Here is a 15,039-nt window from a genome sequence, read left to right on the forward strand (position 1 = left end):
GGGAATTCCCGTTGGATCTTTTGAGAAAGACGGGTGAAGGGCGACGGCTTCCCGGGCCCGTCAGGCCGGGCCGGGGGCGGGCAGGCCCAGGATCTCCCGCTCCTCCCGGGGGTCGCGGCCCATGAGCTGGGCCACCGCCTCCCGGGGGGTGATCCGCCCCGCCAGGACCTGGTGGACGGCGGTGGCGATGGGGAGTTCCACCCCCAGGGCTTCCCCCAACTCGACGGCCGCGTGGGCGGTGGGGGCCCCTTCGATCACCATGGGGCTCGTCCTGAGGACTTCCGCCGGGGACCGGCCGGCGCCGATGGCTCGGCCCGCCCGCAGGTTCCGGGAGTGGAGGCTGGTGGCGGTGGCCACCAAATCGCCCAGGCCTGAGAGGCCGCTGAAGGTCAAAGGGTGGGCGCCGAGGCGCAAGCCCAGCCGGGTCATCTCGGCAAGCCCCCGGGTGATGAGCGCGGCCCGGGTGTTCTCACCGAAACCCAGACCATCGCTGATGCCGCACCCCAACGCGATGACGTTTTTGAGGGCGCCGCCCAGCTCCACCCCCACCAGGTCGTCGCTGGTGTAGACCCGGAGGCGCTGGTCGGTGAGGAGCTCCTGCACCTGCCGCCGGAGGCCAGGGTCGCCCCCGGCCAGGACGGTGGCCGACGGGATCCCCCGGGCCACCTCCTCCGCGTGGTTGGGTCCCGAGAGGGCGAGGAGGCGCTCAGGCTCCAAGGGCAAGACCTCCAGCAGCACCTGGCTCACCCGGAGGCGGCTTCCCACCTCCAGGCCCTTGCTGCCGTGGACCAGGACGTGCTCCGGCCGGAGGAGCCCCCTCACCCCCTGGCCCCAGGCCCGGATGGTCTGGGTGGGGATGGCCAGGAAGAGGAGGGAGGCCTGGAAGGCTTCCTCCAGATCGGCGGTGATGCGGATCTGGGGCGCCAGGGCCACGCCCGGAAGGTAGCGGCTGTTCTGCCGGGCCCGACGGATGTCGGCCGCCCGCTCAGGCTGCCGCACCCACAGAAGGGGTTCCAACCCCCGGCCGGCCAGGTGCTGGGCCAGCGCGGTCCCCCAGCTGCCCCCGCCGAGGACGGCGACGGTGGTGGTCTGCCACACCATGACGGGACGCCTCCAGGATTACGGTGCCGCCTGGGACCGGCCCGAGCCGGCACCCAAGCTGCCCTCGCCCCGCCGGGCCCGGAGGATGAGGCGCAGAGGCGTGCCGGCAAAGCCGAACCGCATGCGGATCTGGTTTTCGAGGAAGCGCTGGTAGGAGACGTGGAGCAGCGCGGGGTCGTTGACAAAGAGCACGATCTGGGGCGGTCGGGTCCCCACCTGGGTCCCATAGAAGATCTTGAGGCGGCGGCCCTTGCGGGCCGGGGGCTGGCGGGTGGCGATGGCCGCCCGGAGGGTCTCGTTCAGCACCGCGGTGGGCACCCGGGCCCCCGCCTGATCGTAGACGTACGCCGCCGCGGTGAGCACCTGCCGCACCCGCTGGCCCGTCACCGCGGAGACGAAGAGCATGGGCACCCACTCGAGCAAGGGGTACTGGCCCCGGAGGTGCTTCTCGTACCGTTCCAGGGTACCGGTCTCCTTCTGGACCAGGTCCCACTTGTTCACCACCAGGACCAGGCCGCAGCCTGCCTGCTCCACCTGGCGGACCAAGCGGCGGTCCTGGTCGGTAAAGCCCTCCACCCCGTCGATGAGGAGCAAGGCGACGTGGGCCCGCCGGAGCGCCCCGAGGGCTTTGGAGACGCTGATCCGTTCCAACGTCCCATCGGGGCTGGCCAGGATCCGGCTGCGGCGGCGGATGCCCGCGGTATCCAGCAGGACGAACTCCCGGCCCTCCTGGACCAGATGGCTGTCGATCACGTCCCGGGTGGTGCCTGCCTGGGGGCTGGTGATGAGCCGCTCGTAGCCCAGGAGCCGGTTGATGAGCGAAGACTTGCCCACGTTGGGCCGGCCGATGATGGCCACCCGGATGGGATCGCTCTCGTCCGAGGAGGCCGGCTGTTGGGGGAGGGCCTCCACGATCAGGTCCATCAGCCGGGAGACCCCCGTCCCGTGCTCCGCCGAGAGGGCGATGGGCTCGCCCAGGCCCAGGGCGTAGAACTCGGCGACGAGCGCCCTGTGGGAGGCGTCGTCCACCTTGTTGACGCCCAGAAGGATGGGCTTCCCCAGCCGGCGGACCTGGTCGGCCGCTTCCTCATCGAGGGCCGTCAGGCCTTGCCTCCCGTCAACCAGTAGGACCAGGAGATCGGCCTGGTCCATCATCTCCTGCACCTTGGCCACCACCTGGGGGCCGACGGGCTCAGGGCTGCGGGGGTCGTACCCGCCCGTGTCCACCAGGAGGAACCGCCGCCCCGCCCACTCCACCACCGCCTCCAGCGGATCTCGGGTCACCCCGGGCTCGTCGTGGACCAGGGCCACCCGGCGGCGGACCATCCGGTTGAACAGGGTGGACTTACCCACGTTGGGCCGTCCCACGATGACCACCCGCGGCAGGCCTGACACCGTACTCCCTCCTCCTACCCCTCATCCGGCTGAGGACGAGTATACCATACCTGGCCGGCCGAACCATCTGGGCTTAGGACCCGGGCGAATCCCGCCTGGCGGGCCAGCTCCGCCAGCACCCCGGCCACCCGCCGCTCCAGCCTCGGCCGGATCCCTTCCAAGGCCCGGACGATCAAGGCCTGGCCCGGGCCGACCCAGCCCAGCCGGCGGGAGAGCAGCCCGCCCACCCGCAAGAGGGGTGTGAGGAGGTCGTAGAGGTCCACCCAGAGGACGGGTCCCGGAGGCGCGGGCATCCCTGCCCCCAGGGCCGAGAGGATGGCGGTGCGGACCAGGGCGGGCTGGCCCCCATGGCCCACCGTGGCCACCTGGTGGCCGAAAGGGCCCGGACCCCACGGCACCAGGCGACCCAGGTCCCGGTTGGTCTGCCGGTCAAAGGGGGGCAGCCGCCGGAGCGCGGCCAGGGTGAGGGGGCGGCCCCGGGGGATGAGGCCCAGGTGGAGGCCGGCGGCCAGGGGTGAGGTATGGTTCCCCCCGTAGCAGCTGTAGATCACCCACCCGCTAGTGGACGGCAACGATCCAGAGATCCTCCGCCAGCTCGTGGACCATCCCCTTCACCAGCTTGGCGGTGCGGAAGGCGATCTGCTCCATATCCGCCCGGTCCCGGGCGATGAGGACCGTCGCCCCGCCCCCCTGGGCCCGGTCGGGGTTGGTGGTGATGACGGCTACGATGTCCACGCCGTTCTGGGAGCGGTTCATTCAGGCCGCTCCCCTTTCAGGTACCGGCCCACCGGGGATTGGAGGGGCTTCCGGACCGAGCCCTCCAGCACGGGCACTTGGCGGATGGCGGCCAGGAAGGCGTCCACATCCCGCTCCGCGGGCAGGATGGCCAGAACGAGGGTTCCGTCGGCCCGCCGCCGGATAAGGGGGGTAAACTCGGGCTCGTCCACATCGTGCTGGGAGCCGATCAGGGCCATGACGTCGTGGGCGATGGCCTGCCGCTGCCCCAGGTTGGCCAGGGTCGCTTTGGCAGCGGCGCTGCGAGGGCGGATCTCCGCCGCCAGGCCCTCCTTCAGGTACCGTTCCCGGGCCGGCCCCCAGCCCACGTTCATCACCGCCACTCCGGCCACGGTCAGCATGGGGCCGTCGAATTCGATGGGAGCCGGGACCACATCGGCCAGGTCGGCCACCCGGGGGCCCCGGGTGTACCGCTCCAGCCGCACCCAGGCGACGAGGGAGAGGGGGATGCCCACCAGAAGCCCGCTCCACCGCTCACCGAGGGCGGCCAGGGGGCCGGCGGCTAGGGCTTCGCCGGCCAGGTAGCCCAGGCTGAAGAGGAGCCCCGCCGCCATGGCCAGGTAGTTCCGGGCCTCAAAGACCCGGGCGATCCCCTCGATGTACCCTGTTCCCCGGGGGACCAACTCGGTCTGTTCCAGGGCCTGGAGGGTTTGGCGCTCCACATCCCGGATCTCCCGAAACTGGGAGGCGGCCACCGCGAGGAAGGAGGCCGCGGTGAAGTCTCCCAGGGCCAGGGCCAGAGGGCCGGCGGTGCCCAGAAAGGCCCCGAGGATCCCCAGGGCCGTGTGGATGACGTAGCCTTGGGGGTAGCTTGGGTACTGGCGGTAATCGACCCGGAGGGCGGAGAAGCGTGCCAGGGACCCCAGGAGGGTGCCGATGAGCAGGGGCAGGCCCACGCCTCACCGCCTCCCGTCCTCGTCATCGGCCGGGTGGGGGGCCAGCTCCTCGGCAACCTCCATACCGGCTCCGGCTCGGCTGAACGCCTTGCCCATCCGCCCCCCCTTGTTCAGCAGGACGAAAGCGATGAGCCCACCGGCGACGGCCAGCACCAGCCAGAGCACCCACCGCCAGCCCGCCGATCCCTGGTCGGTCTGGGCCGAACCGCCCGTGCCCGGAGCCAGCCCCGCGGCGGCGGGGATCACCTTGGCGAAGAGCTGGGCCGCCTTCTCCGCCTCAGCCAGGGTGAGGGTGTGGGTGCCGAACTCCAGAAGGATGGTGTTGGGGCCCAGGTCCTGATTGTAGTTGCCCCGGGCCATGAAGATTCCCTTGACCAGCCCGGGGTACTCGTCGTCCGCCAGAGCTTTGAGCCGCTTGGCGTACTCCAGGTTGGCTTCCTGGTTGGCGTTCTGCCGGCCCACCACCAGCCGGACTCGGGCGAGGGAGTCGCCCTGGTGTTCGGTGCGGTAGATGTCTGGGTCGGGGATGGCGTCCCGGTGGATGTCGATCAGGGTCCCGGGCCGGTGCCGGAGGAGTTGGGCCGCGGTCCGCCGGGAGCGGAGGTAGGCCTGGCCGTCGTGGGGGTTGTGGTTGTTCTCCGACCAGTGGACCTCGTAGCCTGCCTCCTCCAGGGCGTCCCGCAGGACCCGCCCCACCTGGTAGATGTCCCCCGTCCACTCGGACTCGGTGCCGCTGGTGGGGACGTAGGACTCATCGCTGTGGGTGTGGTAGATGCCGATCACCCGGTTGGGCCGCTGGGCCAGGCCCAAGAACTGGGCCAGGGAGGCCAAGAACGAAGGGGCGCGGCTGGCCTCGGCCCGGATCTGGGCGGGATCGGGCATCTCGGCCTGCCCCGCCTCCTCCACCCGGACCCGATCCCCCTCCACCGCGAGCACCCGGTAGAGCCGGTTCGCCTCGTCAATGTAGCTGTCGCCAGGCGCCAGGATCCAGGCTGTCTTGGTCACCTCCTGGCCCGCCGTGTCGACTAAGGTGTAGTACCCGCCGTCGATCCGCTCGCCCAGCTCCTCCTGGACCCCGGCCGGGAGCGGCGGCAGGGCCGCCCGGTCGATCAAGGGCCCCCGGGTGGCGGCCCACAAGGCCGGCGCAGCCAGCACCAGGCTCAGCAGGAGCAGCCAGGCCCACTGGTTCCTCCGTCCATCGGCACTCACTGGGCTCCCTCCCCTTCCCCGCTCCCATCGCCCCCGCGCCGCTGGCCCCCGGGCGCTCCGCCAGGCGTGTCGTCGCGGACGGGCCCGCCCTCGGTGAAGAGAGCCTGGGGCCGGCCGGGGCCGGTATCGGGCCCCCCTTGGAGCCGCTCCACGCCCTCCCCCACCACCTCGGCCAATCCGGTGGCCAGCACGCCCGCGACCACCACCGCGTCAAAGGCGCCTGCACCGCCAACGGCCACCCGGGCGGGCCCCGGGGCGCCCAGGGCCTGGGCCAGATGGATGGCGTCCAAGGCCAGCACGCCCAGGGTGGCCGCGATGAAGGCCCCCCGCCGGGAGCGGCCCGTCAGGTAGGCGACCCCGCCCCCGATCAGCCCCACCAGCCAGAGGGGATCCAGCCAGTCGCCGAACCCGGGCTCGAAGTCCGTCAGACGCCCGACGGCCCAAAGGGTGGTCCCCGTCACCGCGGCGGCGATCAGGGCCCGCCAGCGTTCCAGCACGCTGCCGGCCCGGGCCAGGACGTAGATGGCAAGGCCCAAGGGGATGAGCGCCCCCCCGACGTTGACGGTGAGCTGGGCCCGGGCTGCCGGGATGGGAAGGTCAATGAAGCTGCCTGCCGCCACCAGGGCGACCAGGAGCAGGGCTTGGAAATCCGTCAGGTACAGCCGGTCCAGCACCCGGTGGGCGGCCCCGAAGAAGATCAGGGCTGCCACCCCAAGAAGCACCATCAAGCCCAGCGGCATCGGTCCATCGCCTCCCAAAGGGGCCCGTCCGTCCCCGTGTGGGGGAGCCAGCCCAGCACCTGTTAGCTTGGCCCGGGCGTCCGGGCCTATGCCGCTGGGGATGCCTGGGGCGCGGACCAGGAGCGGGCAAAAAAAGCGGGCGTGCCTCAGCACGCCCGCTCACTCTTGGGGGGAGATGGAGCCGGGTCAGTTCTCCGGCGAGCTCTCCACCCGCTCTGCTGCCCGTTGTTCCTCCAGAAGCTCGTGGAGGTTGCCGAAGACGTCGCCCAGCTTCAGCGTCTCCCGCTGGCTCTGGTTGAACTGGGAGGTGCGGAGCCGCTCCTCGTCCTCCTGGGCCTCCTTGAGGGAGAGGCCGATCCGCCGGGCCTTGGGATCGAGGCTGATCACCTTGACCGTCACCTGGTCGCCGGGTGAGACCACCTCTGTGGGATCGTCCACGTGCCGGTGGGCCAGCTGGGAGATGTGAACCAGACCCTCGACACCATCCTCCAGCTTGACGAAGGCGCCGAAGTCGACGGTGCGGGTCACCTCGCCCGTCACCAGCTCGCCGATCTGGTAGCGGTCGGTGATGGTCTCCCACGGATCGGGCTGGGCCGCCTTCAGGCTCAAGGAGATCCGACCCCGCTCCACATCGACGGAGAGGACCTTTACCTTCACCTTCTGGCCTTCCTTGACCACGTCCTTGGGATGCCGGACCCGGCTCCAGGCCATCTCCGAGACATGGAGGAGCCCCTCCAGGTGGTTCTCCAGCTCGACGAAGGCGCCGAAGTCGGTGATCCGCCGGACCACGCCCTCGACGATGGACCCGGCCTCCAGGGCCTCGAGGGCCTGCTGGCGGATGGCCTCCAGCTCCTTCTCCACCACTTCCCGGCGGGAGAGGACCACGTTGTTGCGCTGGCGATCAATCTCGATCACCTTCAGGCGGAGGGTCTGGCCGACAAACTTCTCCAGATCCTCCACATAGCGGACGTCCACGTGGGAGGCGGGCAGGAAGCCCCGGACCCCTACATCCACCAAGAGCCCGCCCTTCACCCGCTCGGTCACCCTGGCCTCCAAGGGTTCGCCGGACTTGAAATGGCGCTCCAGCTTCTCCCAGACCAGGCGGTAATCGGCCCGCCGCTTGGAGAGCAGGATGGTCCCCTCGGCGTCCTCCACTTTGATGACGAAGACATCGATCTCGTCGCCGGGCTGGAAGACATCGGAAGGCTTCTTATCCCGCGGGATGTTGAGCTCGTGCAGGGGGATGCGGCCTTCGGTCTTGTAGCCCACATCGACCAACACCTCATCGTCGTTCACCTGGGCCACATGACCACGGACGATCTGCCCCGCACTCAAGGGCTCAAAGCTGGGATGGTCGATCCACGACGCCGTCGCCTCACCCTCCGGTTGGGTGGCGTTCTCGGCAACCGCTGTGCCGTTGAGGGCCTCCTCCCGGGATGCGGCCTCCTCACGGGCGTCGTCAGCAGCCTGGGCCGCGGCCGCTGGTGCCTCCCGCGCCTCAGTCTCGGCGGCAGCCCCCTGGTCCTCCTGGGGCACCTCCTGCTGGGCCGCGGGCTGGGCATCACCGGTGCTTTGCTCCCCCACGCCCGCCACGGCCGCCTCAGCCTGAGCCGCGTCCAGCTCCATACCGTCAGGCGCCGTCCCAGCTTCGGCCGGCCCTTCCTGAGCGGCCAGCTGCTCCCTCTCGCGCTTCTCGTCCGATTCAGCCATCTGACTCGTCCCCCTACTCCGCGACACAAATGACGGCCACCCCTGGGGGCGGTCCGTCTGCCGCAGCAACTCCCGTATCCACCCTCGTCACAGCCAAAAGCGCCTCAAAGTTCGGGCTCCTCGGGCGCGGCCTGCGAGGCGTCCCGGTGCCCAGGGCCGGCCCTCCGGGACCTTCCCTATGGGCACACGCGCGCGGTAGTATTCGTCCTTAACCGTGCGATTCCTCCCGAAAGGGCGACACCCGCCTCCAACTGCCCCTTCACATGGCTTCCAAGAGGGAGGAGATGGCACCCATAATACGGCCACTCGCCTCGTTCAGTTCCTGCCGGCCCACCCGGCCCCGACGCTGGCCCAAGGTGAGGGGTTGGCCCACCACCATCCGGACGGGACGGGGGCGCCAGAGCCACCCCTTCTCGTAGACCTGGTCCGTCCCCCGAACGGCCACGGGGATGACGGGCGCGTTGGCGTGGAAGGCGAGCAACGCCACACCGCCCCGGGGCTTTTGGAGCTGGCCGGTCCGGCTGCGGGTCCCCTCGGGAAACAGGCCCACCAGGTGGCCGTCCCGGAGGAGCTGAAGGGCCCGCCGAAGGAGCACGTAGTCCGAACCGTCCCGGTGGGCTTCCATCACGTAGGCACGACGGAGGATGAAGCCGATCACGGGAATGCGGAAGAGTTCCTGCTTGGCCACCATGTGAATGGGCCGGTCGGCCACCAGGGCCAGGAGGATGGCGTCCAGCCAGCTGACGTGGTTGGCGGCGAGAATGGCGGGTCCTTCCGAAGGGATCCGCTCAGCGCCGATCAGGTCCACCCGGAAGAAAGCCCAAAGGAGACGCTTCACCAGGGGTTTGAGCATCCGGTAGAGCATGCCGTCCGCCCCCTCTCGCCAGACGGAGAATCTCTTCCACTACCGTCTCCACGTCCCTGCCCGTCGTTTCCACCTCGATCGCGTCCGGCATCTTACGCAGAGGGGCTGTCGTCCGTGTCGCGTCGAGCCGGTCCCGCTCGGTCACGTCGCGGACCACCTCGTCCCACGTGACGGCATACCCTTGCGCCTGCAGCTCGAGCCACCGGCGCCGGGCCCGCTCCTCGGGGGTGGCGGTGAGGAAGATCTTCAGCTCCGCATCGGGGAGGATGACGCTCCCCACATCCCGACCATCCATCACCACCCCGCCCTGGGCGGCCAGGGCCCGCTGCTGCTCCACCATGACCTCCCGCACCTGGGGAACGGCCGCGAGCTTGGAGACATGCCGCCCCACCTCAGGGGCCCGGACCGCCTCGGTCACCTCCCGGCCATCCAAAAAGACCCGGATGCCCCGGGACGTCTCCGGGGCGGGCACCAGCTCAATCCGGCTCTCCCGCGCCAGCTGGGCGAGGGCCTCGGGATCATCCCACCGGGCGCCCACCTCCAAGGCCTTCAGGGTGAGGGCCCGGTACATGGCCCCGGTGTCGATGTAGAGGAAGCCGAGCCGCTGGGCCAGGCGGCGGGCGACGGTGCTCTTCCCCGCCCCGGCCGGACCGTCGATGGCTATCCGGAAGCGATGGTTCACACAGGAACGCCTCCCGTCCCACTTCATTCGAGGGCGGGCTGCCAAGACCTGCCGCGGGCGTCCCGACCCCCGCCCGGGCCTCAGCGGCTCCGGGCCCAGTAGCCCGCCGCCTCCAGGAGGCGGCAGGCTCGGTCCCGATCGGCCTCCGATTCCAGGGCGAGGCGGAGGCTGCCCCCCTCGCCCTCCCGCACCCGCAGGATCTCGATATCAGCCAGATTGATCCCCGCATCGGCCAGGATCCCCGTTACCCGGTGGATGGCCCCCACCTGGTCGGGCACCCGCACGATCACCTCCGGGTGGGGGGCGAGGAGCCCCCGCGCGTTGGCCGTCACCTGGGCCCGGCGCCGGGCCGCGACGGCCAGCAGCCCTTCCAACCCTTCACCGTCGGTCTGCTCCAGGGCTTGGGCCAGCCTGGCCAGGGCTCGCCGGAAGCTGGCCACCTGCTCCAGAACCGCCGCCCGGTTGCCCAAGAGGATCTCCCGCCAGAGGCGGGGGTTGCCCGAGGCGATCCGGGTGGTGTCCCGAAACCCCCCGGCGGCCAGGCGGTCGGTCCAGGGAGACGGCCGGTTCTCCAGGGAGAGGACCAGGGCGGCGGCCACCAGGTGGGGCAGGTGGCTCACCGCCGCGACCAGCCCATCGTGCTCCTCCGGATCCAGCTCGACGGCCTCCGCTCCCACCGCGGCCACCAGCTGCCGCACCCGGGCGACCCCTTCCGCCCGCCGAGGATGGTCCGCCGGCGGGCAGAGGACGTAGACCGCGTGCTGGAACAGGTAGGGATCGGCCTCCTCCACCCCGCCCTTCTCCGACCCGGCCATGGGGTGGCCACCCACGAACGGCTGCCCCGTGGGGGCGAGCAGCCGTTGGGCCTCCCGGCAGATGGTCGCCTTGATGCTCCCCACGTCGGTGACGGTGGCCTCCGGGTCCAGGTGGGGGAGGGCCCGCTCCAGGGCGGGCAGGATCACCTCCACAGGGGTGGCCAGGACCACCAGCTCGCAGCCTGCCAGGATCTCCGGGGTGACGGACCAGGCGTCCACCGCGCCCAGCTTTTGGGCCTGCTGGCCTTCCTCGGGGGTGGGGACCACCCCCACCACCGCGTCCGCCCCCCCGAACCGCCGAAGAGCCAGCCCCAGGGAGCCGCCGATGAGCCCCACCCCCACGATCCCCACCCGCACAGGCTTAGCCTCCCCGGGCTCCTGTTGCCGGCTGCCGGTCCAGAACCGGCAGGGTGGCCAGGGACCGGCCAACGGCCTGGGCCACCGCCTGGGCGCCGGCCATCAGCTGGGCGAAGCGGTCCGGTTTGAGGGATTGGGGCCCGTCGGAGAGGGCTTCCGCCGGCCTGGGGTGGACTTCGATCAAGAGGCCGTCGGCGCCGGCCGCCACCGCGGCCAGGGCCATGGGCAGGACCAGGTGCCAGGCCCCGGTGCCGTGGCTGGGATCGACCACAATGGGCAGGTGGGAGCGTTCCTTCACCACAGGGACCGCGCTCAGGTCGAGGGTGTTCCGGGTGGCCGTCTCGAAGGTGCGGATCCCCCGCTCGCAGAGGACGACCTGGTGGTTCCCTTCGGACATGATGTACTCCGCGGCCATCAACCACTCCTCAATGGTGGCCGAAAGCCCCCGTTTCAGGAGGACGGGCATGCCGCTCCGGCCCACCTCCCGCAAGAGGGCGAAGTTCTGCATGTTGCGGGCGCCGATCTGGAGCATGTCGGCGTAGGAGGCGACCAGTTCCACATCGCCCGGGGCCACCACCTCGGTCACCACCGGCAGGCCCGTGGCCGCCCGGGCTTGGGCCAGCAGCTTCAGGCCGTCCTCGGCCAGGCCTTGGAAGGCGTAGGGCGAGGTGCGAGGCTTGAAGGCGCCGCCCCGGAGGAGCACCGCCCCCGCCTGACGGACCGCTTGGGCCGTCTCCATGAGCTGCTCCGGGGACTCGACGGAGCAGGGCCCCGCGGCGACCACGATGGCCTCGGGGCCGAACTCCACCGGGCCCACCCGGACCCGGCTGGGCGTGGGCTGGAACTCTCGGCTGGCCAACTTGTAGGGTTGGAGGATGGGCACCACCCGTTCCACACCGTCCATGGCCATCAGCCGCTCGGCCAGGCCCTGGGGCTTCTGCCCGATGACGCCCACCAAGGTCCGGTGCTCGCCCTGGGAGAGGTGGGTCCGGAGCCCCAGCTCCTCGATCCGAGCGACGACGGCCTGAAGTTCCGCCTCCCCTGCGTCGGCCTTCATCACCACGATCACACGGCATCGCCTCCTGACACTCGGGCCCCGACCGCCTCCCGGTGGAGGACCCGGTCCAGGGCCTCCAGGAAGAGGGTGTTCTCCCGGGGCAGGCCCACGGTCACCCGGATGGCGCCGGGCGCGCCCAGCTGGGAGCCCCCCCGCACAATGACCCCCTGGTGGAGGAGGCCCTCGGTCACCGGCCCGTCGGGCTGGCCCAGCCAGATCAGGAGGAAGTTGGCCTCGCTGGGCTCGCACCGGAGCCCCCGGGCGGCGAGGGCCTTCTCCAGGCGGCGTCGCTCATGCCAGACCAGCTCCTGGCTCCGGCGGAGGTGCTCCTCATCCTCCAGGGCCGCCAGGGCGGCCACCTGGGCGGCCTGGTTGACGTTGAACGGCTCCTTCACCCGCATGATGGCCGCCGCCACCGGGGCCGACGCCAGACCGTACCCCACCCGGAGCCCCGCCAGGCCGTAGATCTTGGAGAAGGTTCTGAGGGAGATCCAGGGCTTCCCCTGGCGGATGGGCAGAAGGCTGTCGATGCGCCGCTCGGGCCGGACGTACTCACGATAGGCTTCATCCAGGGCGACCACCACATGGGACGGCACTTCGTCCACCAGCCGGCGGAACTCCTCGGGGTCGAGGGCGGTTCCCGTCGGGTTGTTGGGGGTGCAGAGGAAGAGGAGGCGGGTCCGGGGGGTGATGGCGTCCAGCACCGCCTCCGCCGTCACCTGCCCGCCCTCCAGGGGGACGAGCACCTCCTGGGCGCCCATGAGGCGGGCGACGTAACTGTACTCGCTGAAGGAGGGCGAGCCCAGCACCACCTCATCGCCCGGCCGGAGATAGGCCTCGCCCAAGAGTTTCAAGAGCTCATCGGAGCCGTTGCCCACCACCACCTGGTCGGGTGCCAGGCCGTGCCTCTGGGCCAGGGCCTCCCGCAGCGCCCGGAAGGAGGCATCGGGGTAGCGGTGGAGGTTCTCCAAAAAGCCGGGCCGGCTCAAGGCTTCGAGGGCCTTGGGCGACGGGCCCAGGGGGTTTTCGTTGGAGGCAAGCTTCACCACATGCTCCAGGCGCAGCTCCCGGCGGACCTCCTCCAGGCTGCGCCCGGGGACGTACGGCCGGATCCGCTCCGCCTCGGGCCGGAGTTGCGGACCGGCCGGGGTGCTCTCAGGCTCCACCCCAGCCCGGTCGGGCCGGAGGGAGACCGCCTCCCCCAGGTAGACATGCTGGATCTGATCCAGGGCGCGCTCGCTGTGGACCTGGACCAGCACCCGGATGCACCGGGGCAAGGAACCCGGCACGGGGATCTCCCGGCTGCAGATGGTGGGGACCGCGTCCAGCCCCAATCTTCGGGCCGCCGCCGCGGGAAAGGCCGCGGTCAGATCCTCGGTCGCGGTGAAGAAGATGGCGGCCACGTCCTCGGGGTGGACGCGGTTGCGCCGGAGGATCTCGGCCAGAAGTTGCTCGCTCCCATCAAGAATGGCCTCTTCGGAGTTTTCCGCTACCGTAATGGCTCCTCGGATGCCCCGGAGCCGCACCTGAACCCCCTCCTCCATGCCCTCGGGACCGGCTTCGGCCGTCCAAATTTGGTATGACTGTAGCACAAAGGCGGACCGGCTACAAGGGCTGAAGGGGAAAGCTGGGGCCCCCGTCAGGGCAGCCGGGCGGTCCGGCGGAGTTGGGCCAGCTCTTCTTGGGTGAGGGGCCGCACCTGGCCCGGCGGCAGAGGGCCCAGCCGGAGGGGCCCGAAGCCCACCCGGAGCAGGCGGGTGACGGGATGGCCCACGAACTCGGCCATCCGGCGGATTTGGCGCTTCCGGCCCTCCCGGAGGACCACCTCCAGCTGGCTCCCCTCCTCCGTCGCATCGACGACGCGGACGTGGGCGGGAGCGGTCACGCCATCCTCCAAGGGGACGCCCCGGCGGAGCTGGTCCAGGGCGTTCTCACCGATGCGGCCTGCCACCCAGACCCGGTAGATTTTGGGGATCTGGTACCGGGGGTGGAGGAGCCGCTCCGCCAGGCGCCCATCGTTGGTGAGGAGGAGCAGGCCCTCGCTCTCCCGGTCCAGGCGGCCCACGGGGTAGAGCCGGGTGGTCCTGTGGGGCACCAGGTCAAGGACGGTCTGGGTCGCGTGGGGATCAGCGACCGTGGAGACGACGCCCCGGGGTTTGTGGAGCATCAGGTAGACCAGGGGTTCCGGGGGACGCAGGGGCTGGCCATCCACCTCGATCCGGGATCGGGCCGGGTCGACCCGCTGGCCCAGGCTGGCCGGCCGGCCGTCCACCCAGACCCGGCCCTGCCGGATCAGCTCCTCGCAGGCCCGGCGGGAGCCGAGACCGGCGCGCGCCAGGACCTTCTGGAGCCGCTCGCCGCCGGCCGCGGAGGCACCGGCAGGCGGGCCCTCCTGGGGCGGGCGGCGCCCATGGCCCTGGGAAGGCATGGATCGATGGGACGAAGGGGCTCGATTCTGGCTCGCCTGGTTCCGCGGCGGGCGCCGACGAGGCAAGGGGATGGCCACCACCCTGGGAGGCTCCTGGGGCCTCCACTCACCCCGAGTATACCTTCGGGGGCCGGGCGGGTAAAGACGGAGGAGGCGCCTTAGAGCCGGGTCGCCTGGCTCCGTTCCGGGCCCCGGTAGCCGTCGGCTTGGGACGGGTAGCCGTTTCCGGCCGGCGCCTCCTCCACCGTCCCCTCGGGCTGCCAGAGGCCCAAGAGCTGGTGGAGCACCTTGGGGGCCAGGTCGATGAGCCGGTCGTAGAGCGGGTTGGCATCCACGGGCAGGAGCCGGACCTCGTTCTGCCCCACCACCAGGAAGGCCACGGGGCTGACGGACATGCCCGCCCCGCTCCCGCCGCCGAAGGGGGCGCTCTCCCGCTCCTCCCGCCGGCCGGTGGGGGCGCCTTGGAACTCGGTCCCGCCGGCCGCGAAGCCGAAGGAGACCCGGGAGACGGGCAGGATGACGCTGCCGTCAGGCGTCTCCACCGGCTCGCCCAGGATGGTGTTGACCGCCACCATCTCTTTCAGGTTCTCCATGGTGTGCCGCATGACGCTGTCCATAGGGTGCACGCTTTCGGCCATGACGCCCGCCTCCAAGGACCTTCAGGTTTGGCATCGCACCGATAACGTGCACGAGCCGCGTCTGGAGTATGCAGTGGAGGCGGACGGCAACTCCTCCCTGGCCGTACCGGGGCGTGATCTCCACCCGGGGCGGGGTCTGGATCCGGATCCGGCTCTGCACCGAGGCGAGGAGCGCCCCCCAGGCGGCCCAGGCGACGCCGCTCAAGAACGCAGTGGAGGCCGGATCCCCCGTCCCCACGGCGACCTGCCCTTCCAGCCTCCGGACCGACTCCACCATCCGGTCCAGGTCCCGGACCACCAGGGCGGTCGAGCGGGCCTGCTGCCACGAGGGCCGTGGCTGGTCTCCGGCGG

Annotated in this window: 16 protein-coding genes; all 16 read right to left on the reverse strand. The window is 71.1% G+C overall.

Annotated features, from left to right (window positions below; translation table 11 throughout):
- Positions 1-60: 60 nt before the first annotated feature.
- Positions 61-1,101 carry an NAD(P)H-dependent glycerol-3-phosphate dehydrogenase gene (locus FWJ67_RS02820; protein WP_414482107.1) on the reverse strand — a complete coding sequence of 347 codons (1,041 nt, stop codon included), beginning with the start codon at positions 1,099-1,101 and terminating at the stop codon, positions 61-63.
- An 18-nt stretch (positions 1,102-1,119) separates the two neighbouring features.
- A complete protein-coding gene (gene der / locus FWJ67_RS02825) occupies positions 1,120-2,496 on the reverse strand; it encodes a ribosome biogenesis GTPase Der (protein ID WP_304173147.1) in 1,377 nt (458 codons plus the stop codon).
- Positions 2,497-2,510: 14 nt separating this feature from the next.
- Positions 2,511-3,068 (reverse strand): DUF3189 family protein, encoded by a 558-nt coding sequence (locus FWJ67_RS02830; RefSeq protein ID WP_304173145.1) that lies wholly within the window; start codon positions 3,066-3,068, stop codon positions 2,511-2,513.
- Positions 3,055-3,252, reverse strand: coding sequence for a capping complex subunit for YIEGIA (locus FWJ67_RS02835; RefSeq protein ID WP_304173143.1), 198 nt, complete (start codon positions 3,250-3,252; stop codon positions 3,055-3,057). The genes FWJ67_RS02830 and FWJ67_RS02835 overlap by 14 nt, the downstream gene beginning before the upstream one ends.
- On the reverse strand, positions 3,249-4,187 hold the full coding sequence (locus FWJ67_RS02840) for a YIEGIA domain-containing protein (protein ID WP_414482106.1): 939 nt from the start codon (positions 4,185-4,187) through the stop codon (positions 3,249-3,251). Before FWJ67_RS02840 ends, FWJ67_RS02835 begins: the two co-directional genes overlap by 4 nt.
- Positions 4,188-4,190: 3 nt before the next feature.
- A complete protein-coding gene (gene spoIIP, locus FWJ67_RS02845; protein WP_414482105.1) occupies positions 4,191-5,396 on the reverse strand; it encodes a stage II sporulation protein P in 1,206 nt (401 codons plus the stop codon).
- Positions 5,393-6,136 carry a DUF1614 domain-containing protein gene (locus FWJ67_RS02850; protein ID WP_304173138.1) on the reverse strand — a complete coding sequence of 248 codons (744 nt, stop codon included), beginning with the start codon at positions 6,134-6,136 and terminating at the stop codon, positions 5,393-5,395. Before FWJ67_RS02850 ends, spoIIP begins: the two co-directional genes overlap by 4 nt.
- A 186-nt stretch (positions 6,137-6,322) precedes the next feature.
- Positions 6,323-7,846 (reverse strand): 30S ribosomal protein S1, encoded by a 1,524-nt coding sequence (gene rpsA, locus FWJ67_RS02855; protein WP_414482565.1) that lies wholly within the window; start codon positions 7,844-7,846, stop codon positions 6,323-6,325.
- 259 nt (positions 7,847-8,105) lie between these two features.
- On the reverse strand, positions 8,106-8,711 hold the full coding sequence (locus tag FWJ67_RS02860; RefSeq protein WP_414482103.1) for a lysophospholipid acyltransferase family protein: 606 nt from the start codon (positions 8,709-8,711) through the stop codon (positions 8,106-8,108).
- Positions 8,635-9,393: a (d)CMP kinase gene (cmk, locus tag FWJ67_RS02865; protein WP_304173132.1), complete on the reverse strand. Its 759-nt coding sequence runs from the start codon at positions 9,391-9,393 to the stop codon at positions 8,635-8,637. The genes FWJ67_RS02860 and cmk overlap by 77 nt, the downstream gene beginning before the upstream one ends.
- 80 nt (positions 9,394-9,473) lie before the next feature.
- Positions 9,474-10,565: a prephenate dehydrogenase gene (locus FWJ67_RS02870; protein ID WP_304173130.1), complete on the reverse strand. Its 1,092-nt coding sequence runs from the start codon at positions 10,563-10,565 to the stop codon at positions 9,474-9,476.
- 4 nt (positions 10,566-10,569) lie between these two features.
- On the reverse strand, positions 10,570-11,634 hold the full coding sequence (gene aroF / locus FWJ67_RS02875) for a 3-deoxy-7-phosphoheptulonate synthase (RefSeq protein WP_304173127.1): 1,065 nt from the start codon (positions 11,632-11,634) through the stop codon (positions 10,570-10,572).
- A complete protein-coding gene (hisC, locus tag FWJ67_RS02880; RefSeq protein WP_414482102.1) occupies positions 11,631-13,148 on the reverse strand; it encodes a histidinol-phosphate transaminase in 1,518 nt (505 codons plus the stop codon). Before hisC ends, aroF begins: the two co-directional genes overlap by 4 nt.
- A gap of 113 nt (positions 13,149-13,261) precedes the next feature.
- Positions 13,262-14,116: a pseudouridine synthase gene (locus FWJ67_RS02885; protein WP_414482566.1), complete on the reverse strand. Its 855-nt coding sequence runs from the start codon at positions 14,114-14,116 to the stop codon at positions 13,262-13,264.
- A gap of 92 nt (positions 14,117-14,208) precedes the next feature.
- Complete coding sequence (gene ytfJ, locus FWJ67_RS02890) at positions 14,209-14,688, reverse strand: GerW family sporulation protein (RefSeq protein WP_304173121.1); 480 nt, start codon at positions 14,686-14,688, stop codon at positions 14,209-14,211.
- Positions 14,579-14,965: a DUF2953 domain-containing protein gene (locus tag FWJ67_RS02895; protein WP_414482117.1), complete on the reverse strand. Its 387-nt coding sequence runs from the start codon at positions 14,963-14,965 to the stop codon at positions 14,579-14,581. The genes ytfJ and FWJ67_RS02895 overlap by 110 nt, the downstream gene beginning before the upstream one ends.
- Positions 14,966-15,039: the final 74 nt, after the last annotated feature.

The organism is Limnochorda sp., from assembly GCF_047459355.1.
Classification (GTDB): domain Bacteria; phylum Bacillota; class Limnochordia; order Limnochordales; family Limnochordaceae; genus Limnochorda.